Source organism: Ruegeria sp. TASC047 (assembly GCF_059612445.1).
This window is the reverse complement of the sequence record NZ_JBXWQP010000029.1, coordinates 287,150-306,524: the sequence shown is the minus strand read 5'-3', so window position 1 is coordinate 306,524 and position 19,375 is coordinate 287,150. Positions and strand designations below refer to the sequence as shown.

The window sequence follows — 19,375 nt, the reverse complement described above, 5'->3', positions numbered from 1 at the left end:
GTTCACGTCCTGAGAAAAGCGGCGGCCAGAGCGCGGGAGGCTCTGACCGCCATACCTTGGCCGGTCGCACTTTTGGTGAAGGCGGGACAGGCCAGAACTTACGCCGGTTCTTCCGGTGTCAGTTTCGAGAGGAGTTAATCGGTCGCCACCTTCAATGGTTCGGGCTTGGCCAACCACTCTTTGCCCTTCAGCATCGCAGACCAGTAGATCGGCGGCAGCAGCTTCTCCTTCAACAGCCACGCCAACCGGCTGGGTTTGGTTCCGTCGATCAGGAATTTCGGGAAACTGGGCGTCATCACCCCACCATAGGCGAACTCGGCCAGCACGATCTTGCCGCGCTCGACCGTCAACGGGCACGAACCGTAGCCGTCATAGGCGGCAACCGGGCCGCGGCCCTGAATATCGGCCACAATATTATCGGCCACGGTCGGTGCCTGTTTACGCGCCGCCGCTGCGGTTTTGGCGTTGGGCGCGTTCATCACGTCGCCCAGCGACCAGATATTGTCAAAGCTCTTGTGGCGCAGCGTCGCCTGATCAACATCGACCCAGCCACCCGCATCCGCCAGCGGCGACACGCGAATAAAGTCCGGCGCGACCTGTGGTGGGCAGACATGCATCATGTCAAACTCGACTGTGACCAACTCGGGCTCGGCGTCCGGCATTGCAACCTTAAAGGTCGCTTTTTTCGCCGCCCCATCTACCGACACCAGATTGTGAAAGAAATTCAGTGAGGCGTCGTATTTTGTGACGTATTCCATCAGCGCCGGGACATAGTCCTTGACCCCGAACAGCACTCCGCCCGCGTTCATGAACTGGATGTCGATATCCTTCAGAACGCCGCGCCGGAACCATGCATCACCCGACAGGTACAGCGCTTTTTGTGGCGCACCCGCGCATTTGATTGGCATCGGCGGCTGCGTGAACAGCGCCCGGCCTTCCTTAAGCCCTTCGACAAGCTGCCAGGTGTAGGGCGCCAGATCATAGCGGTAGTTCGAGGTCACCCCGTTGCGGCCCAAGGTTTCTTCCAGCCCTTCGACCGCGCCCCAATCCAGCTTGAGCCCCGGAGACACGACAAGACGGTCGTATTTCACCACGCGACAGCCATCCAGAATGACGGCGTTGTTTTGCGGCTCGAAGGCCGCAACTGCCGCCTTGATCCACTTAACACCGCGCGGAATCAGGGATCCCATCGTCTTGGCGGTCTGTTCTGCCGAGAAGACGCCCCCGCCCACCAACGTCCAGCCGGGCTGATAATAATGCACGTCAGACGGATCAATGATGGCGATCGACAGGTCGGATTTGCGCGCGTGCAGGCTGGCCGCAGTGGCAATACCGCCAGCCCCACCGCCCACGATAACCACATCAAAAGATGCGTCGCCCGTGTCGGTCGGCGTTTTCCCACCATTGGCAATGCGGCGGGCAACGCCGCTCATGTCATAACCGGCGACCTTGGTGGCTGACAGGATCTCGGTCACCGGACGCTTGTGCGCCGCCTCGTTTAGCGACCACAGAGTGGCCGAACGCGTGCCGGTCCGGCAATAGGCCAGAACCGGACCCGGCAACTCGGTCAGCGCGTGGCCAAAGGCCTCGGCGTCTTCGTCCCTGACGATCCCGGTTTGCACTGGAACATAGCGTACCTCGAGACCCAGTTTCTCTGCTGCTACTTCGATTTCCTCGAATGTCGGCTGATCGGCACCTTCTCCATCGGGGCGGTTGCAAATGATGGCACGAAAGCCCGCGCCTTTTATCGCCTCAATGTCATTTGGCGTAACCTGCGGCGACACCGAAACTGCGCCTGATATCTTTCTGATGTCCATGGGTGCCTCTTGCGTTCAGAGCTTGTTGACTGGGACTTTGAGCATCTGGTTCCCATCCTGGTCCGTTGGAATGCCGCCCGCCCGGATATTGACCTGAATAGAGGGTACGATCAGCGTCGGCATCGCCAGCGTCGCGTCGCGCTCGGACCGCATCTTGATGAACTCGTCCCTAGTCTTGCCACCGCCCACGTGAATGTTGTGGGCCTTCTCCTCGGCCACCGTGGTTTCCCACTGGATGTCACGCCCGTTGGGACCATAATCGTGACACATGAACAGCCGGGTTTCGTCCGGCAGGCTGAGCACCTTGTGGATCGAGTCAAATAATGTCCCCGCGTCGCCACCGGGGAAATCGGCCCGCGCCGAGCCACCATCAGGCATGAACAACGTGTCGCCCACAAAGGCTGCATCCCCGACAACATGAACCATGCAGGCGGGTGTGTGGCCCGGTGTATGCATGGTAAAGGCGGTCATGTTGCCGATCTTATAGGTCATGCCATCGACGAACAGGGCATCAAACTGGCTGCCATCCCGCTGAAATTCGGTGCCTTCATTGAAGATTTTGCCAAACACGTCTTGCACGATCTTAATGTTTTCACCGATGCCGATCTTACCGCCCAGCTTTTGCTGGATGTAAGGCGCGGCTGACAGGTGGTCGGCATGGGCGTGGGTCTCAATGATCCATTCCAGCTTGAGCCCCCTCTTTTCAACCTCGGCAATCAGCATGTCGGCATGGCCAAACGTAATGCGGCCAGCGGCATAATCGATGTCCATGACACTGTCGATAATCGCACAGGCATTCGAGGTCGGGTCTGCAACGATATAACTGATTGTCGCGGTCGCCTCGTCGTAAAAACCCTGGACATCGGGCTTCACGCTCAGATCCACCGGGTAGCTGTCAATCGGCGTCGCTATCGCGTCGGCCATCTTTTGGTTGTGTATCTCGATAGACTTCTGATCATTCATGATCTTGCCTCCTAACTGGCGCGGATCCGTTACCCGTTTCCGCCGCGTGTCATCATCATTTCGTGGACGGCGTCCATGCCGCGATCCGCCATCGCGCTCACTTCGGCCGCATGGATATGCATGGCTTTGGCTATTTCCGGATCGTCGGATGTTTGCATCACTACGATCCCTTCGGATGTCACTTCGATGTCCGAGGTGATCTTGTCGCCATGGTCAAAAAATATGTCGAGGGTCGGACTCTGAATAATGATCATTGGATCATCCTTGCGGCCCACCCGATCGATCATCCCGGCAACATGGGAGATCAGAGCATCCATGACATCCGGGTCGGAAGATCGTGTGACAGTGCGAATACCGTTGGGAAGGTTTTCAACCTCGCGCGTGATCGTATCGAAATTGCGGAACATCACAGCCAGCTCGGCGCTTTCCTCGGGCGTCGCGTTCTCGCCCCGCAGCCCCGGCATGTTGACCTCGTCGTGGCCTTGCCCATCCGCACCGTGACGATGCTCTGCCCGTTCACCGGCCATGCCCTGGCGATGCCCGTGCCTAGACATCAGAAAGATGTAGCTGCCAGCCGCGCCGACCAAAGCAGCAACAAGCAACGCAATGGCAATGCCGCCGAACGTCCGGGCGTGTTTGCGGTCATCCATCTTTGTCTCCTCCGTTTCTGCCAGCCCATATCCGGCCTTCGCGTGAGACCTGCAATCACCTTGGCGGCATGAAAAGTTGAGGAGTAGATATAACTTTGAAATCCTGACTTCAGTGACAAAGTCACGAAACCGGAAAATTTCCCGAAATGGTCAAGTGCTTTGCGCCAAGCGTTCCAATGCCGCCTTGTCGGTTATCGTAATGCGCCCCCGCGATTGGGTAATCATCTCGCGCTTTTGAAAGTCCTGCAGAATCCGCGAGACAACTTCACGCGCGGTGCCCAGTTCGCTGGCAAGTTGCTGATGCGTTGCCTGAATGTCTTCCCGCCCCCCGGCCAGAACCAGAAGACGTTCGGCAAGGCGAATATCCAGGTGCCCGAATGCCACGTCATCGACCACCCGCAACAGATCAATCAGCCGGCGCGAGTAGGCCTCAAATACAAACTCGCGAAATGCGTCTTCTTCCGAGACCAGACGATCGAAGGCATGTTTCGGCAAGGTCACCGCCGTTACGTCGGTTTCGGCAATACCTTCAGCGTTATATGCTTCTTCTGCCAGCATACAGGCCGTCGTCAGTACACAGCTTTCCCCCGCCTCGACCCGATAGAGCACGATCTCGCGGCCCGAATCCGAACTTTGAGAAACGCGAATTCGTCCGTCGTACAAGAACAATAGGCTGTCGGGAACGTTGTCAGGGCCGAATACCTGAGCGCCTTTTGGGCACCGCACGATACGGGCCGCTGTACGCAACCTTTCACGCACAGCTTTCGGAAGGCGACTTGTCCCGTGAAATCGCTCAGTCCAGTCCAAAATTGTCATCTTACGTTGCGCATGGGTGCCAAGATGCCCTCTTCAATCAGCGCGATACGGTTTAACAACTCGTTTCTGTTTGAGGCAATGTCAGCCAGCGTCAGATCATCAAGCACAGCCATGAATGCCCCGGTCGCTTTTTGGATCGCTTGGGACAATTTACATATGCCGATCAGAGGGCAGGTGTTTTTTTCAGGGTTAAAGCATTCGACCACATCCAGGGGCCCTTCGGTCAGTCGAATTACATCGCCGATCTTTATCTGTTCCGCGGGTTTAGCCAACCGGAAACCACCGCCTCTGCCGCGTGCTGTTTCCAGATACCCGGCCCGACCCAACTCGTGCACGATTTTTACGATATGCGGCCGGGCAAGACCGTGCACCCGCACGACATCGTCAACGCGAATGCGGTCCGGAGCCTTGAGCGCTGCCAGCTGCAAAGATCGCAGCGCATAGTTGGAATAGGATGTCAGTTTCATGCGTGCCTCCGGCAAAAGCTCTAGGCGCAATATAACTTATTTGCAATTTCTGTTTGTTTTCACTGACCATGTGTTTTCACTGACCATGTGTTTTACTGAAGGTGAAGTCAGGCCAACATACCCGAACTTCACGTGGACTGAGTGGATAACTGGGACCCCGCGTGCATCGCGTCATCTTTGCTCGGGAAGCTGTCGGCATCTGACCGGAACGGCAGTTCAATTCTCTGCAAAAACCGCTGAACAAAGACGGTATGAGTGGCGGTGCTGTCAGACGAATTCGAACCGGTCTCAGTGTGCCGCGGAAACCGCGAACCTATCCAGAACAAAGTTGACACCACTCTGCGAGAGCGGCGTCGCGTGTTAGCTTGAATGTATCTCTGCGGGTCGGCGATCTTTCCTGATTGAAGTGGTTGTATACGGAGGAATGGACGGCGGCGAACTTCTGCAAACTTGCATGCGCCTGAAACGTTGCATCGCGCGTTCGCGTCGTCGAAACGGCAGGTGCGAATTCTCGACGCGATTGTTGACCCACCTGCCCGTCTGTTGTTTTTCGAGCGCGCCAAGCTCTCTGAGCGCGGCTCTGTATGAGGCGAAGCGATCTGTGACGACGGTTTCCGCTTTACCGTATCGCTTCATCAATTTCTTTAGGAATTTCAGCGCTGCGGCTTTGTTTCGGCGTTTGGTAACAACGGCTTCCAGTACCTCGCCTTCGTGATCGACCGCACGCCATAGATAGTGGCGTTTGCCATTCACCTTCACAAAAACCTCGTCCACGCGCCACTTCCAATTCGAGAATGCGCGCAGCTGCTGAACACGCTTTCTTCGGAATTCAGCAGCAAACATTGGGCCAAACCTGTTCCACCAATACCGGACAGTTTCGTGACTCACGTCGATGCCTCGCTCGTGCAACAAGTCTTCGACATTCCGAAGCGAGAGCGGGAATCGGATGCACAGCATCACCGCAAAGTGGATGATCTCGGGGCTGGATTTGAAGTACTTGAAGGAGGCAGGTTTGGTCATGGGCAAAAGCTACGCAACACCCCTGCCCGCCTCAAGACAAGTTCTTCTGACAAGACCTTGCGGACAATCCTGCCGTTAGCTCATCTTCAGTTGTAGAGTCGATCAGGTCGCACCGATCACCCTAGCCGGTGTGCTTTCTCCCGCCCTGTACGTCATCTGAATAGAACCAGTCGTCGGGATATGGATACCACCAGTCCGCCTCCTTCGCCTTTGGATCAATCACGACCATCTTGGGTCGTCTGAAAGCCTCGAGGCCTTGAAGGCCTAGTGTGCGCCCAAGCCCAGAATTCTTGACGCCGCCAAAAGGCAAGGCATCGTTGTCCACGAGCGGGTTGTTGACCCAGACCATCCCCACCTGTAGCTTGTTCACCCCTTGAAATGCCTCCTCCAAGTCGCCGGTAAACAGGCATCCGCCAAGACCGAACTGTGACGCGTTTGCCAGTTCAAGCGCTTGGTCAAAGTCGCTCACCCGAATGACCGAGGCGACTGGCCCAAAAACCTCTTCCTGAGTTAGCGCCATGTCCGTCGTCACGCCGGTCAGGATCGTTGGTTCGAAAAACCAACCCGGCCCGGCGTGATCCGGGGTACCGCCTCCTACCTCAACCACCGCGCCTTTCTCAGTTGCATCGCGCACCAGACGCTCGACCTTGTCGCGTGCCTCCTTGGAGGCCAAAGGTCCGATTTCCGCCACCCCCATTCCGTCGCCGATGCGCAGTTTCCGGGTTCGGGTCACGAACTCATCGACAAAATCGTCGTACACGTCATCCACTACAAAAATCCGTTCAGACGATGTGCAAACCTGGCCCGACTGCAAAAATGCAGCGGTAACCGCCCCGGCAGCAGCGACCGAGATGTCGGCGTGTTTACTGACGATCAGTGGATCGCTTCCCCCAGCCTCGATCACTGCAGGTTTCAGGTTCTCCGCTGCGGCCACTGCGACTGCACGACCTGTCGGCACGGACCCTGTAAAAGCGACCACATGGGTTTTGGGGCTGGCAATCAGCTGTTTGCCCACGTCTGCACCACCCGGCAGGCAAGCAATCAGGTCTTGGGGTAACGCCCGAAAAAACTCCATGAACGCCATCGTGCACAAAGTTCCAGCGGGTGAAGCTTTCAACACTACACCGTTACCTGCCGCAAGTGATGCGGCCATCGACCAGCAGCCAAGAATGAGGGGGAAATTGTACGGAACCACATGCACGGACACGCCGTAGGGCTCGTATGTCTGATACTGAAAAGATCCAGTTTGCATCGTGCCGGCGATCTTGCCCGCGTCATTGCGCGCCATCTCGGCATAGTAGCGGAAAATCGGCGGGATGTTCGCAATCTCGCCGATCGATTCAGGGTAAGGTTTGCCCGTTTCCAATGTCATCAAGCGGGCGATCTCAGTCATGTCGCCGCTTTCGATGTCGTTGGCGATCTGGTGCAATACCCGCGCGCGAGATTTGCAGTCCATCGCAGACCACCTCCTTTGCGCCGCATTGACCCGGTCCAGGACCTGGTTCACGATCTGCGGCGACGGCTCACCAAAAACCCCGACGGGCTGCAAGGTAGACGGGTTGACCAGAGTGGTCCCACCACCCTCCAATGGCACATGCTTGGGGTTGAGGTAGTAGGTAGATTTGAACGGGTCACGCATTGGGCAGCCCCCTTGTTTGACAGGCATTGCGCCGTTAGCGGATCATGTACACTTTCTTAACCGTCTCGTGGACAGTGCAAACGCCTTTCCAGTCCTGCGGAAAAAAGGCCACCGTATCGGACGCAATCTCAATTACCTCGCCGCTTTCATGGACATAAGTACAGCGGCCTTCCAGAAAGTGGCAGAACTCGTCCTTGGTGACGTGGCATTCCCACTTACCGGGAGTGCAGACCCAAAGGCCGCATTCGGACTGGCCGTCAGGCCCCTTGTGGATCAGCTTTCCCGAGGTGCGGGATTGCCCTTCAATCATCGTCGGGATTACCCCCCAATCGACAAGATCAGTCTGCTGGAGCGGGTTTTGCATACGTGGCGTGGTCATGTTTCAGGTTCGCGATCCGTTAGGTAGTAGGTGTTGCGCAATGTTTCCTCGACCGTGCATTCCCCTACCCAACCGGCGAGGAATAGTACGGCCGTTCCGGACGTAACTTCGATGCTTTCGCCTGCATCCGACCGATAGACCGCGCGGCCCTGCACAAAATAGCAGAACTCGTCACGCGGTATCGTTAGGCGCCAGCGGCCTGGAGTACAGACCCATGCGCCGATCTCCGGCCGGTTGTTAGGACCCTTGTGAACCAGCATACCCGATGAATGCGACTGGCCTTCAATCATGTCCGGTTGTAGCCCCCAGTCCGTGAGGTCGGTGCGGGTCGAGATTTCCGAAAGATGCGGGGCGCTGCTCATTCCGCGGCTTTCAGGATTTCGTCGAGAATGCCAGCTGCCTTGGTCGGGCCATGCCGTGACTGCATGTGAGCAGATGTTGCCGCCATCTTCGCCTGCATTCCTGGATCGTTGATACATTTGTCGAGGGCAATAGCCAATTCATCATCGGTCCAGTCGTATCGGTGAAACCCGAACCCGTGGCCGGTTTCCTGAACACGGGTGGCGTTATCGTGGCCGTCCCAGACATAGGGCATAATGATTGCAGCTTTGCCGAAATAAAGGCACTCTGTGAACGAGTTGTTACCGCCATGATGTATCACCGCGTCAACCTGCGGAATTACCGAAGGCTGGGGATACCAACTCTGTATGTGCACGTTGTCGGGAATGTCTGTGTAGTCGTCAATGTAATCCCCGACATTTACGAGCGCCCGGTAGGGCAACCTAGAAATGGTCGAAATGATCCTCTTTAGCAGGTCGGTGTCGCCTGCGCCAAGCGACCCGAAAGATACATAGAGAAGTGGTTTGTCATTGTTGGACTTAAACGTTGGCACCTCAAAGGGTTCTTCTTCGCGCACGCAACCTTCAAGATACTGAAACCGGTTTGGGTCCAGTGGGTTCTGCCGTTCGTACTTTGCCGGCTCGGGATAAAGCAGAAAGTTCATTGTGGGCGACGCTTCGAAAAACTCTCCAATCGGATAGGCGTCTTCGTTGCATCTGGCCAGGAACGCATTGTAGTCGTCGTGGATCGGCTTGATCACCTCGTGGAACTTTGCCTCATAGGCCTCCATGCCCTCGCGGTCATCCACCCGGCAGCCCGATAAGTGTGGCGGCACAATCGGGTCAGGGATTTCATTTTCGGAACATGAGATGATCCGCACCCACGGTACGCCGAACTGCTTGATGGCTGGAAACATAATGACATTATCCACGCAGATCATATCTGGTTTGATTTTTGCCAATACCTCGGGCAGATCTTTTTGCGCCCATTTTGCGCTGTCGACAATCGCCTCCCAACAATCCTTGACGTAGTTATCGATCTGGTCAATCGGAGCTTTGCGAAAATTTGGGATGTGACCGTTGATGAAATCCTCCCAGAACTTTGCCATCGCCTCGGGTTCCATCGGCTCGGACAGGGCAACAGGATGCGCCTCAAACCCATAACCTTCATATACCTCGACAAAGCCGGGATCGCTTAGAAATACAGCCTTATGGCCCAGTTTCTCGCAGGCCTGCGCGATGCCAACCGAATTCAGCGCAGGGCCAAAGGCAGCTTCGGGGAAGAAGGCGATGGTTTTCTGTGACATTGTAGGTCTCCGGTTAGATTTGGCTTAGCAGTTGGGAAGGATGCGGGAATGTTTCGCGTCCCATACGCAGTGGACATCCTGACCCGGCTGGATATTTTCACGGTCGGCTTGGCTGGCAGGAACGCGGGCGGAAAGGGTGCTCCTCCCACCGCGAACGCGCACATGCACACCCAGGTCTGATCCGTGATAGGCGACTTCCTCGACAGTGCCGGGAAGGCAATTGCGCCCATCTTGAGGGGCGGTCTGCATCAGGCTGACCCGTTCCGGGCGCACAGCAATAGTGGCAGCACCGCGCAGCTCGGAAACGCCCCTCAGCACTCCCGCCCCTTCGACATCGACACCGCCGTCGACGGCGTTACCATCCAGAAAGTTCATCACGCCGATAAAATCTGCAACAAAGCGCGATCCGGGGTGTTCGTAGAGCTCGTGAGGAGTACCGACCTGCGCCAGCTTGCCATCATGCAAGACCGCGATCCGGTCGGCCATGACGAGGGCCTCTTCCTGATCATGGGTCACAATAAGAAATGTAATCCCCACCTCGTGCTGCAACCGTTTGAGCTCCAGCTGCATCTCTTCTCGTAGTTTCTTGTCCAGAGCTGAAAGGGGCTCATCCAGCAACAGGACTTTTGGCCTTTTGACCAGCGCGCGCGCCAAAGCAACCCGCTGTCGCTGCCCACCAGAAAGCTGATCCGGCTTGCGCCCGGCAAATCCCGAAAGTTTCGCACTTTCCAGAACCTCGGCCACTCTCGTGGCAATTTCGTCCTTAGGCAATTTCTCCATTTCTAACCCATAGGCGATGTTTTTTTCGACGCTCATGTGCGGAAACAAGGCATAGGATTGGAACATCAGGTTCAGGGGCCGCCTGCTGGGACGTATGTTTGTCACGTCCTGCCCGGCAACGATTACCTGTCCTTCCTGTGGTGTTTCGAATCCCGCCAGCGTTCGCAACAGTGTGGTCTTGCCGCAGCCTGATGGGCCCAGAAGTGCAAAGAACTCGTTGTCGCGAATATCCAGTGAAACGTTGTCGATCGCAGTAACCAACCCGTATCGCTTGGTTATTTTCCTGAGTTGAACCCCTTGGCTCATCGGCTGAAAACCTCTTTGTCGGCACGCTGCGCGAAGAAGACCAGCGTGAACGAAACGAACATGACGATGGTAGCCATCGCATTGATTTCCGGTGTGACGCCAAATCGGATCATTGCGTAAATCTGCATCGGCAACGTGGTCGAGGATTGCCCAGCACCGGCGGTAAAGAAGGCAATAATGAATTCGTCCACAGACAGGGTGAAAGACAACAACGCCCCGGCGATAACCCCCGGCGCGATGGCGGGCAGCAGGATGCGGCGAAAGGTGGTGAATTCGCTGGCCCCAAGGTCGGCACTGGCCTCAAGTATCGAATGGTCGAAATTGCGCATCCGCGTACGCACCACGGCGACAACAAAGGCTATGTTAAATACGACATGGCTGAGGATGATCGAATGAAGCCCCAGCGTCATGTTGAGTAGGGTGAAAAAGGACAAGAGCGCGATGGCCAGAACTATGTCGGGGATGATCATCGGTGCGAACAGAACCGCGTCTAGAACTGAAGAATTACGCCGTGTCTCGACACCGACCGCCAAAAGCGTGCCTATTATTGTCGCCAGAACGGTCGAGATTAAGGCCACGATGAGCGTGTTGCGCGCCGCCGACAGTATTGGATCCGCGGTAAACAACTTGCCGTACCATTCCAACGAAAACCCGGTCCATACAGTTGGAAGTCCGGCCCGATTAAAGCTTAGCGCCATGAGCACAAGGATCGGCACATAGAGAAAGGTGTAAAACAAAACCAGGTGCAGCTTCAGGCCCATGTTGGATCGGTCCCGCATCAGTCCTGCCCTCTCTGTCCCGCTGCGCGATTGGCCAATACCGCCTGTGCGAACAAAAGCCCCATCATAATCGCAATCAGGAACATCGAAAGCGTTGCTCCGAATGGCCAGTCGCGGGCGCTCAGGAACTGGTCATAGATCAGGTTTCCAACCATCTGAAGTCGCCCGCCACCAAGCAAATCGGGCGTAATGAAATTGCCGATCGACAGCACAAACACAAAAACACCACCTGCCGCGACACCGGGAACGGTCTGTGGCAGTATCACCCGGCAGAAAGTGGTCCAAGCGGGCGCTCCAAGATCTTCCGAGGCTTCTATGGTTTCGACATTTATCCGGTTTAGCGATGAATAGATCGCCAGAACCACAAAGGGGGTGTAGTTATAGACAAGCCCAACGATCACCGCGAAATTGTTATAAAGCAGAGACAGCGGCTCATCGATCAAGCCTGCCCCCTGCAGGGTATTGTTGACCAACCCCTCGCGGTTCAGCATCACGATCCAGGCGTAAGTGCGGATTAGGTAGTTGGACCAGAACGGCAGGAGCACCAAGATCAGCAAGCCGGTCTGCCAACGGCGCGGCGCCAGCGTGATGGCATAGGCCGCCGGATAGGCGATCAGGATCGCGATTATCGTGGCCAGAAATGCGATCTTGGCCGAGCGTAAGAAGATCCCGAGGTAAAGAGGATCGGCGGCCCGCACAAAATTTTCAAACGTAAAGACGTGGTCGATGCCGCCATAGATACCGCGTTCAAAGAACGCATAGGTAAAAATAAGGCCACACGGCACCACCATAAGAAGCGCAAGCCAGCCCAGGCCCGGCCCCAGCAAGATCACCGATTTCAGTCGATTGGTCATATACTTGGCAATCTGTGGAGTGATGTCGTACAGGCCCGACCCTTTGTTCGGGTCGGGTTTTGCTCAGGGTTTGATCACTTACTGTGCGGCCATGATTTCGGTCACGGTCCGTGCAAAGGGTTTCTGGCCATTGCCGAGATCGCGCAATTGCTCGTACTTGGTAAGGTCTGCAGGCGACATTCCCATGTTCGGGAAGGTTTCGATCAAGGACGGGTCCAGCGCCTCCATCGCAGCCCTGTTCGGCGTTTTGTAAAGGATATTGCTGGCAACCCAGACACCGACGTCCGCGCCCAAGACATAGTTCACAAAGGCATGCGCCGCATCTTTGTTTTCAGATGCATCCGCGATGACTAGCGCATCTACCCACAGATCCGATCCTTCTGATGGTATCGTGTACTTGATGTCCGCGTTTTCACCGATGCCGTAGTTGCACCAGCCATCCCAGGCGTGAACCATCGTTGCCTCGCCCGATACCAACTTCAGATAAAAAGTTGCGTCGTCGTAGGCCAGCAGATCCTGCTTCGCCCCAACCAGCAGGTCCTTTGCAGCCGCCAACGTCTCATCCGACGTATCGTTCAGCGACTTTCCGAGGGCCAGCGCGGCAGCCCCCATCAGCCAACGATCAGTCGAAAGCATTGTCACTTTGCCCTTAAGGTCGTCAGAGGGTTTGAGCAGATCGTTCCACGAAGTTGGCTCTGCCATCAAGTCTGACCGGTAGCATAAGCCCGTCGTGCCCCAAGCGTATGGCATTGAATAGTTGTTGCCCGGATCATGGGCTAGTTCTTTAGCTTCGTCATACAGGTTAGAGGCATTCGGAACCTTGTCGTGGTCGATTGCAGCCACCAGCCCCAGGTTGTTTAACGCCTCGGCAAAAGGCGACGAGACAAAAAGAACGTCGTAGCCCTTGCCTCCACCGGCTACGACCTTGCCCATGATTTCTTCGTTAGTGCCATGCACCGAGAGCTCGGCCTCGATACCGGTTTCCTTGGTGAAATTCTCCAGCAGGTCCGGCGGCATGTAGCCGTCCCAGTTCGAGATCACGATTTTTTCTGCTTGGGCCGCTCCGGCGAATACGCTGAGTGCGCAGGCCGCCCCGGCGGTGAGCCAAGCAAATGGCAAACGGAACGAATTGGTGAACTTGTTGGTCATGTCTTCCTCCCTTGACATCCGCGCTCGCTTCTGGGGCGAGATATATGATGCAATCACGGTATTTTTTGATGAAATAAAACTCAACAACTTTTTGAATCATTTATGTATGGCCCGGAGAAGCCATTTAAGATACCGTTTTTATTGTATATTAACTGGGTATGACGAAAGCCGTCTTCTTATGCCACCAAGCAAATACTTGAAACTTGCTCAAAAAATACTGGATGTTGCGATGGATCTCGATTTGCATCAGGGCGACAGACTGGTGGAAAAAACCCTTGCTGATTCGTGCAGCGTCTCTCGCACTCCGGTTAGATCCGCATTGAGGCTGCTGGAAAAGGAGGGGATGGCACGCAAAGCGGCAGAAGGCGGGTATGTCCTAGAATGCGAACCCGAAAAGGGGCATTCGATACTAAACCAGCATGCGGTCGGAGCAGGTGTGGATCTCGCTGGTGCCATCCTACGAGATCGCGGCGCCCGACGCCTGGACGGTGCCATCAATGTCACAGACCTGATCCGCAGATATTCGGTTTCCCGCAGCGCTGCACAGCGTGCGCTCGAAGCCCTCCTGGCCCAAGGCGTGATTCAGAAAGCCGAAGGTCAATCCTGGGTTTTCACGCGCATGCCGGGAGACCGCTCCGGACGAATAGAGAGCTACGAATTTCGTCTGATACTGGAACCGCAGGCCATTCTGTCCGACGGTTTCAAGTTGGACACCAAGCGCGCCGATCTGGTCCGGAGCCAGACCGAAGCGCTTCTGGCGCAGGCGGAAAACTCTTTCAATAGCCAGGATTTCCAAGACGCGGATCTTGCCTTTCACAAGCTCATCGCTCGATCGTCCGGAAACCAGTATCTAGCTTCTGCTCTCATGGCCCATCATGGGTTGCGCCACCTGCCAGGCGGATCATTCGGTATGATCGACTTTCGGATGAGGCAGGCGCTCGATGAACATCTGCGTATACTTGATTTCATCGAACAGGATCATTTCGATCTTGCGGCGGATCAGATGAGGGTGCACTTGCGGCTTTCAATGCACCAAAGGCCCAGCGTCGCCAATCGTGGCGCTCCGGCGCTAGTCCAAGCAACCCGCGGGTCAATCCGGTGAGTAAATAATGAACCGCAAGGAAGCACCCGTAATCGCGTTTTTCCCCGAAGCTAGTTTTGGGGCTGCACTGAATTGTGTGGGGATCGCTCAGGAACTTCGCGCAATGGGTGCACACCCCGTTTTCGTCACCCACGGTGGCTTTGGTGGCGTATTCGCGGATTACGGTTTTGACGAGTTCGCCGTCCCTGTTCAGTCAGAGTTGACAGAAGAGGAAACCCAGACCTACTGGCAGGAATTCCTGAGCCATCATCTGCCGCATTTTAACATGCATCCAACTGACCAACTGACCACCTATGTAGAGCCCGTTTGGAACGCAATCGTCGAGACAGCGGAATCGGTCGAACAGGGGTTGGAAACGGCGCTAGAGCGGATCAACCCAGATGTCGTCGTCCTCGACAACGTCATCATGTTCCCGGCCATCGTACGATCCGAGTGCCCATGGGTCAGGGTTATTTCTTGCGCGGAAACCGAGTTGCCAGACAACTGCCTACCGCCGTACCTGTCCGGTCTGCCGGCATCTGACGCTGCCGGGTGTGCGGCATTCCGAGACCAGTACCTGGAGACCCTTGGCCCAATTCATGCTCGCTACAACAAATTTCGCCAAGATAAGGGGCTTGAGCTATTGCCTGAAGGTGAGTTCCTAGAAACATCACCGCATCAAAACCTTCTTTTAGCGCCATCTATCATTCGCCATGATCGTGATCAGGTGCTGGACTCTGGCCAATTCACCTTTCTCGAAGGCTGCGTTCGCCAGGAAGGTCCTTACCGTGTACCTCAAATGCCCCGCAACGACGGGCCTCTGGTGTACGTGAGTTTTGGCAGTCTGGGTGCCATGGATGTCCCATTCTTTGAGAGCCTGTTCGACGTATTCAAGACAATGGACATGAGGTTTCTGGTCAATGTCGGGGCCCAAATCGATGCCTATTCCAGAGTCCCAGACAATGTTCATCTGCAGGAATGGTTCCCGCAGCCTTCCGTGGTTGAACAATGCGATCTGTTTATTCACCACGGCGGCAACAACAGCTTTTGCGAAGCGCTGTATTTCGGGGTCCCGTCGCTGATCCTTCCCTATTGCTGGGACGGACACGATAACGCCCAGCGGGCAGTTGAGACCAGTGTAGGACTCAGAGTAAATCGATGGGATTGGACACCGGAGCAGTTGGATAATTCGATTAACCAACTCCTTGGGGACGCGGAGATGAAGGCCCGGCTGGCTGCGAACTCAGAGATCATGCAGTTGAAAAAGTCGGTTCAGTTAGCTGCTCAGAAAATTCTGGAGTGTGTAAATCCTAACCGAATCTAGGTTATTCCCGTCGGTCATTCGTTTTGTCATGAAGGATGGAAAGGTGCATCGCAATGACCTCTAAATCACTGAACCTAAAGTGTCGGTTTGGGCTCACACCCGACCTAGGATGCGGCGCGGCATCTCCTTGCGATCAAGCCAGGCCAACGATGAGGGCGGCCCAGAGCGGACTCTGAGCCTAGAGCCAAATTTCTGCGATCGCAGCCCGCCTAGCGGTCGTTCGCCGCGCATGCAAAATTTGGAGATGACCAAACTCACAGTCTGCGGACAAAAACCGACAGTTGGCGCGCCTTCGGTACGCTTGAAGTGAATGGTGTTGCAACTAAAGGACTATCGTTGCTTGGGCAAAGAGTTCTGTTATGCTTGAGGAACATTGGGAGAGCGGCTTTGGAACGGCGTCTGAGTGCGATACTTGCTGCCGATATGGTCGGCTACAGTCGACTGATCGAAGCTGACGAGATTGGGACACTTCAACGACAGAAAGCCCATCGCCTTGAACTCTTCGATCCGAAGTTCCGTGATTTTCGAGGACGCATTGTAAAAGAAATGGGGGATGGCGTTCTTGCCGAGTTTCCCAGCGTCATAGACGCCGTGCAATGCGCTGTTGCCCTTCAAAAGGGAATAGAAGAGCGAGAGGCAGCAAGTGAACAAGGCAAGCGAATCCGCTACCGCATTGGTATCAATCTTGGCGATATTATAACCGAAAACGAAGACATTTTTGGGGATGGCGTAAACATAGCCGCGCGACTGGAGCAAATGGCGAAACCCGGCGGTATTCTCATTTCGGGTACGGCTTATGACCAGCTCAAGTCGAATGTGGCTGTCGGTTATGAATCTCTGGGTCATATCAAGGTCAAGAATATCCAGAACCCCGTGCGGGCTTACCGAATTTTGACCGACCCCGAACTGGCAGGAAAAGTCATCGGCGAAACGCTTTCGGGGCGCTTCCATATTTCTGGATATGCAATCGTGGTCGCTCTACTGTTGGCCATAACTGTCGGGGGCGGTACGTGGTGGTGGTCGCTTGGTAGAGACATAGAACCGGCCGATTTGGACAAAGCAGCCTACAGCTTGCCGGATAAACCGTCGATTGCTGTGCTGCCATTTGCGAACCTTTCCGAAGATCGGGATCAGGAATATTTTGCGGACGGTTTCACTGAGGATCTGATAACGAATATCGCTCAATCTCGGGAACTGTTTGTGATCTCCCGCAACTCTACCTTCACCTACAAAGGGCAGGCCGTGAGCGTCACGAAAGTCGCCGAGGAGCTGGGTGTCCGATATGTTCTTGAAGGCTCTGTACGGCGCATTGGAGACAATATCCGGATCACAGCCCAGTTGATCGACGCGGGAAACGGCGCCCACATCTGGGCAAAGCGCTATGACCGCCCAGCAGCAAGTGTGTTCGATGTTCAGGACGAGTTGAGCCGGGAAATCGCGGGGACGCTGCTTGCAAATATCAGCAAGGCGGTTCTGGCCGGGGCGGCTCTGAAGCGACCCGATGATCTGACAGCCTACGAGTATGTGCTGCGGGCGCGCAAGTTCTACGACGAGGGCGGACGCAAGGCCCAGTTGCAGGCCAGAGCGCTTGCTGAACAAGCCATCGCCATCGATCCAAATTACGCGCGCGCGTATGCAATGCTCGGAAATACTCTCAACAACGACTATATCCGCCAATGGGGAGGTGCGGACTCGCTGGACCTGGCCGAGGCGGCTGCGCGGAAATCAATAGAACTCGATCCACTGTTATCTGCCGGACACGAACTGCTTGGACGGGTGCTTTTGCGAAGGAACCGGCATCGCGAAGCCATTGAGGAAATCCGCAAGGCGATTGAACTCAACCCGAACGAGTCTCAGCACTACGCGAGCTTGGCCGATGCTATGACGTTCTCGAACCACCCTGCAGAAGCCGTCGAAATCATGAAAACAGCCATGCGTCTCAATCCCTTTTATCCTTCCTTGGAGAATATGTACTACGGCAGGGCTTTGTATTTTTCTGGCAGGTATGAGCAAGCTGCTGCAGAGCTAGAACTATGCCGTACACGCTCACCTCGACGCCGGTCCTGCTATATGTATCTCGCTCCATCCTATGCTGAACTCGGCGAACAGGAAAATGCAGATCGGGTGGTCGCGAAACTGCTTGAAATCGATCCGAATTTTTCCATCAGTAACTCCGTCGTCGATCACCTCCCATTTGTACATGAAGCAATGGAGATTTATGTCTCTGGACTAAGGAAATCCGGTGTGCCGGAATAACTGCAACGGATCGAATTTCCGCATCAGTTTCGTTCTGGGGCGTCGCATTCCTGCCGTTCGACCTTGGTCAATGTCACTGCACTGCAGCCCGCACTCCGGCCATTCGCTGCAAACGCAAAAACGAAGGCCCGTCGAACGCATGGTCGCGGGCGAAACGGTCCTTCATCCGGCTCGCCCGCCTCTGGTCACCTACAACTGGAACAGACCCAAGGCACTCATAACATCCCGCCTTGTCGCCTCGGTGCGCTCTCGCGCCCGTTCCGTGCCCTCTTTGATTACCTCAAGGACGTGTCCCCGGTCCTCGGAGAGCTGTGCCCTACGCTCGCGAATTGGGGCGATGAGCTCCTGAAGGATAGCTTCCAGACGCGCCTTGATCTTGCTGTCGCCAAGTCCGCCTCTCTGATACTGGGCCTTGAGCTCGGCAAGCCCGTCCTGGTCCGGGTCGAAGGCGTCGAGATACGTAAAGACGACATTGCCCTCGATGCAGCCGGGGTCTTCGGCGCGAAGGTGGTTCGGATCGGTGAACATCGCCCTGACTGCATTTCGGATCTCCTCAGGTGCCGCGGAAAGTGCAATGGCGTTGCCGCCGGATTTCGACATTTTGGCTTTGCCGTCTATACCGGGCAACCGGCCCGCCCGTGGAATGATCGCCCGTGCCTTGGGCAAGACGGCGTGACCTGCGGTTGCGTTGATGCGCCGCACGATCTCGTTCGTTTGCTCAATCAGCGGGGCCTGATCCTCGCCGACCGGCACGACCGTCGCCTTGAAAGCTGTTATGTCCGCCGCCTGCGCCGCCGGATAACACAGGAATCCGGCGGGAATATCACGTCCGAACCCGCGCACGCGAATTTCGTCCTTGATCGTCGGGTTCCGTTCGAGCCGCGCGACCGTGACGAAGTTCAGGTAGAGCATCGACAGCTCCGCCAACGCCGGAAGATGCGATTGCAGGCAGATGGTGGTGCGACAAGGATCAATGCCTACGGCCAAATAATCCAGCGCGACCTCCATCACGCTGCGCCGCACCTTCTGCGGGTCATCGGCGTTGTCAGTTAGGGCCTGAGTATCCGCCAGCAGCAGAAATTGTTCATGGCTGTCCTGATAGCGCAGCCGGTTTGCAAGCGAGCCTGCATAGTGCCCGATGTGAAGCGGCCCCGTAGTGCGGTCACCTGTCAGAATGGTCGGTCTGTTCATTTGTGTCTTCTCATGAAACGGGAGGCAGCGCATCGGGAAGCTCGGAAAACAACAGGCCGCCCATGCGGCGGCCTCGGAATACATTTGGTCATCCGGCCACCCTATCAGGAGGCCAGCCACCAAGTCGTTGCGATCATCATAGTGTTTTCCATGGAACACTGACTATCGGCTTCAAGATTACTGGTCAATCAAATGGTGGAAAAGGCTCGAGACTGAAGTCGGATGCGGTGCAGCACTTTCGTGATCGGGGTCGCTATGC

The 19,375-nt window shown here is 55.8% G+C and carries 18 protein-coding genes and 1 pseudogene; 4 read left to right on the top strand and 15 right to left on the bottom strand.

Annotation, left to right across the window (positions count from 1 at the left end):
* Positions 1-134 precede the first annotated feature (134 nt).
* The 6 genes and pseudogenes from AC2FLO_RS09320 to AC2FLO_RS09295 all read right to left on the bottom strand — a co-directional run bounded on the left by AC2FLO_RS09320 (position 135) and on the right by AC2FLO_RS09295 (position 5,673).
* Positions 135-1,817, bottom strand: a complete 1,683-nt coding sequence (locus AC2FLO_RS09320) for a bifunctional protein tyrosine phosphatase family protein/NAD(P)/FAD-dependent oxidoreductase (RefSeq protein ID WP_496752515.1) — start codon at positions 1,815-1,817, stop codon at positions 135-137.
* A 15-nt stretch (positions 1,818-1,832) separates the two neighbouring features.
* Positions 1,833-2,717 carry an MBL fold metallo-hydrolase gene (locus tag AC2FLO_RS09315; protein WP_480486479.1) on the bottom strand — a complete coding sequence of 295 codons (885 nt, stop codon included), beginning with the start codon at positions 2,715-2,717 and terminating at the stop codon, positions 1,833-1,835.
* A 92-nt stretch (positions 2,718-2,809) separates the two neighbouring features.
* Positions 2,810-3,430 (bottom strand): hypothetical protein, encoded by a 621-nt coding sequence (locus AC2FLO_RS09310; protein WP_496752517.1) that lies wholly within the window; start codon positions 3,428-3,430, stop codon positions 2,810-2,812.
* A 150-nt stretch (positions 3,431-3,580) separates the two neighbouring features.
* Positions 3,581-4,246 (bottom strand): Crp/Fnr family transcriptional regulator, encoded by a 666-nt coding sequence (locus AC2FLO_RS09305; protein WP_480557426.1) that lies wholly within the window; start codon positions 4,244-4,246, stop codon positions 3,581-3,583.
* Positions 4,243-4,713: an Rrf2 family transcriptional regulator gene (locus AC2FLO_RS09300; protein ID WP_480583355.1), complete on the bottom strand. Its 471-nt coding sequence runs from the start codon at positions 4,711-4,713 to the stop codon at positions 4,243-4,245. Before AC2FLO_RS09300 ends, AC2FLO_RS09305 begins: the two co-directional genes overlap by 4 nt.
* A 313-nt stretch (positions 4,714-5,026) precedes the next feature.
* Positions 5,027-5,673, bottom strand: a pseudogene (locus AC2FLO_RS09295) (IS6 family transposase).
* On the opposite strand from AC2FLO_RS09295, the gene AC2FLO_RS09290 reads away from it, so the two are divergent.
* Positions 5,593-5,829 carry a hypothetical protein gene (locus tag AC2FLO_RS09290; RefSeq protein WP_496804449.1) on the top strand — a complete coding sequence of 79 codons (237 nt, stop codon included), beginning with the start codon at positions 5,593-5,595 and terminating at the stop codon, positions 5,827-5,829. The pseudogene AC2FLO_RS09295 and the gene AC2FLO_RS09290 sit on opposite strands and share 81 nt — an antisense overlap.
* Positions 5,830-5,854: 25 nt before the next feature.
* On the opposite strand, the gene AC2FLO_RS09285 is transcribed toward AC2FLO_RS09290, so the two are convergent.
* From AC2FLO_RS09285 to AC2FLO_RS09250, 8 genes are all read right to left on the bottom strand, one after another.
* Positions 5,855-7,372, bottom strand: a complete 1,518-nt coding sequence (locus AC2FLO_RS09285) for an aldehyde dehydrogenase family protein (RefSeq protein WP_496752519.1) — start codon at positions 7,370-7,372, stop codon at positions 5,855-5,857.
* Between the two features lie 34 nt (positions 7,373-7,406).
* Positions 7,407-7,751: a cupin domain-containing protein gene (locus tag AC2FLO_RS09280; RefSeq protein WP_496752520.1), complete on the bottom strand. Its 345-nt coding sequence runs from the start codon at positions 7,749-7,751 to the stop codon at positions 7,407-7,409.
* Positions 7,748-8,113: a cupin domain-containing protein gene (locus AC2FLO_RS09275; RefSeq protein WP_496752522.1), complete on the bottom strand. Its 366-nt coding sequence runs from the start codon at positions 8,111-8,113 to the stop codon at positions 7,748-7,750. Before AC2FLO_RS09275 ends, AC2FLO_RS09280 begins: the two co-directional genes overlap by 4 nt.
* Positions 8,110-9,396 (bottom strand): nucleotide disphospho-sugar-binding domain-containing protein, encoded by a 1,287-nt coding sequence (locus tag AC2FLO_RS09270; RefSeq protein WP_496752524.1) that lies wholly within the window; start codon positions 9,394-9,396, stop codon positions 8,110-8,112. The genes AC2FLO_RS09275 and AC2FLO_RS09270 overlap by 4 nt, the downstream gene beginning before the upstream one ends.
* Before the next feature lie 24 nt (positions 9,397-9,420).
* On the bottom strand, positions 9,421-10,482 hold the full coding sequence (locus AC2FLO_RS09265) for an ABC transporter ATP-binding protein (RefSeq protein WP_480583339.1): 1,062 nt from the start codon (positions 10,480-10,482) through the stop codon (positions 9,421-9,423).
* Complete coding sequence (locus tag AC2FLO_RS09260; protein ID WP_170486028.1) at positions 10,479-11,261, bottom strand: ABC transporter permease; 783 nt, start codon at positions 11,259-11,261, stop codon at positions 10,479-10,481. The genes AC2FLO_RS09265 and AC2FLO_RS09260 overlap by 4 nt, the downstream gene beginning before the upstream one ends.
* A complete protein-coding gene (locus AC2FLO_RS09255; protein ID WP_480583333.1) occupies positions 11,261-12,115 on the bottom strand; it encodes an ABC transporter permease in 855 nt (284 codons plus the stop codon). Before AC2FLO_RS09255 ends, AC2FLO_RS09260 begins: the two co-directional genes overlap by 1 nt.
* Before the next feature lie 78 nt (positions 12,116-12,193).
* Positions 12,194-13,264, bottom strand: a complete 1,071-nt coding sequence (locus AC2FLO_RS09250; RefSeq protein ID WP_480583330.1) for a polyamine ABC transporter substrate-binding protein — start codon at positions 13,262-13,264, stop codon at positions 12,194-12,196.
* Between AC2FLO_RS09250 and AC2FLO_RS09245 the strand changes: the two genes are divergently transcribed.
* The 3 genes from AC2FLO_RS09245 (at position 13,248) to AC2FLO_RS09235 (ending at position 17,925) form a co-directional block, all read left to right on the top strand.
* Positions 13,248-14,366, top strand: coding sequence for a GntR family transcriptional regulator (locus AC2FLO_RS09245; RefSeq protein WP_496806600.1), 1,119 nt, complete (start codon positions 13,248-13,250; stop codon positions 14,364-14,366). The two genes, AC2FLO_RS09250 and AC2FLO_RS09245, sit on opposite strands and share 17 nt — an antisense overlap.
* Positions 14,367-14,373: 7 nt before the next feature.
* Positions 14,374-15,669, top strand: a complete 1,296-nt coding sequence (locus AC2FLO_RS09240; protein WP_496752530.1) for a nucleotide disphospho-sugar-binding domain-containing protein — start codon at positions 14,374-14,376, stop codon at positions 15,667-15,669.
* A 387-nt stretch (positions 15,670-16,056) separates the two neighbouring features.
* Positions 16,057-17,925, top strand: a complete 1,869-nt coding sequence (locus tag AC2FLO_RS09235; protein ID WP_496752532.1) for a tetratricopeptide repeat protein — start codon at positions 16,057-16,059, stop codon at positions 17,923-17,925.
* A 189-nt stretch (positions 17,926-18,114) separates the two neighbouring features.
* Here AC2FLO_RS09235 and trpS read toward each other — a convergent pair whose 3' ends face one another.
* Positions 18,115-19,116, bottom strand: a complete 1,002-nt coding sequence (gene trpS / locus AC2FLO_RS09230; protein WP_496752534.1) for a tryptophan--tRNA ligase — start codon at positions 19,114-19,116, stop codon at positions 18,115-18,117.
* Positions 19,117-19,375 lie beyond the last annotated feature (259 nt).

Bases quoted from the DNA above. Each gene is read 5' to 3' on its own strand.
- AC2FLO_RS09320 (WP_496752515.1), bottom strand. From the start codon at position 1,817: ATGGACATCAGAAAGATATCAGGCGCAGTTTCGGTGTCGCCGCAGGTT.
- AC2FLO_RS09310 (WP_496752517.1), bottom strand. From the start codon at position 3,430: ATGGATGACCGCAAACACGCCCGGACGTTCGGCGGCATTGCCATTGCG.
- AC2FLO_RS09305 (WP_480557426.1), bottom strand. From the start codon at position 4,246: ATGACAATTTTGGACTGGACTGAGCGATTTCACGGGACAAGTCGCCTT.
- AC2FLO_RS09300 (WP_480583355.1), bottom strand. From the start codon at position 4,713: ATGAAACTGACATCCTATTCCAACTATGCGCTGCGATCTTTGCAGCTG.
- AC2FLO_RS09285 (WP_496752519.1), bottom strand. From the start codon at position 7,372: ATGCGTGACCCGTTCAAATCTACCTACTACCTCAACCCCAAGCATGTG.
- AC2FLO_RS09280 (WP_496752520.1), bottom strand. From the start codon at position 7,751: ATGACCACGCCACGTATGCAAAACCCGCTCCAGCAGACTGATCTTGTC.
- AC2FLO_RS09275 (WP_496752522.1), bottom strand. From the start codon at position 8,113: ATGAGCAGCGCCCCGCATCTTTCGGAAATCTCGACCCGCACCGACCTC.
- AC2FLO_RS09270 (WP_496752524.1), bottom strand. From the start codon at position 9,396: ATGTCACAGAAAACCATCGCCTTCTTCCCCGAAGCTGCCTTTGGCCCT.
- AC2FLO_RS09265 (WP_480583339.1), bottom strand. From the start codon at position 10,482: ATGAGCCAAGGGGTTCAACTCAGGAAAATAACCAAGCGATACGGGTTG.
- AC2FLO_RS09260 (WP_170486028.1), bottom strand. From the start codon at position 11,261: ATGCGGGACCGATCCAACATGGGCCTGAAGCTGCACCTGGTTTTGTTT.
- AC2FLO_RS09255 (WP_480583333.1), bottom strand. From the start codon at position 12,115: ATGACCAATCGACTGAAATCGGTGATCTTGCTGGGGCCGGGCCTGGGC.
- AC2FLO_RS09250 (WP_480583330.1), bottom strand. From the start codon at position 13,264: ATGACCAACAAGTTCACCAATTCGTTCCGTTTGCCATTTGCTTGGCTC.
- AC2FLO_RS09240 (WP_496752530.1), top strand. From the start codon at position 14,374: ATGAACCGCAAGGAAGCACCCGTAATCGCGTTTTTCCCCGAAGCTAGT.
- trpS (WP_496752534.1), bottom strand. From the start codon at position 19,116: ATGAACAGACCGACCATTCTGACAGGTGACCGCACTACGGGGCCGCTT.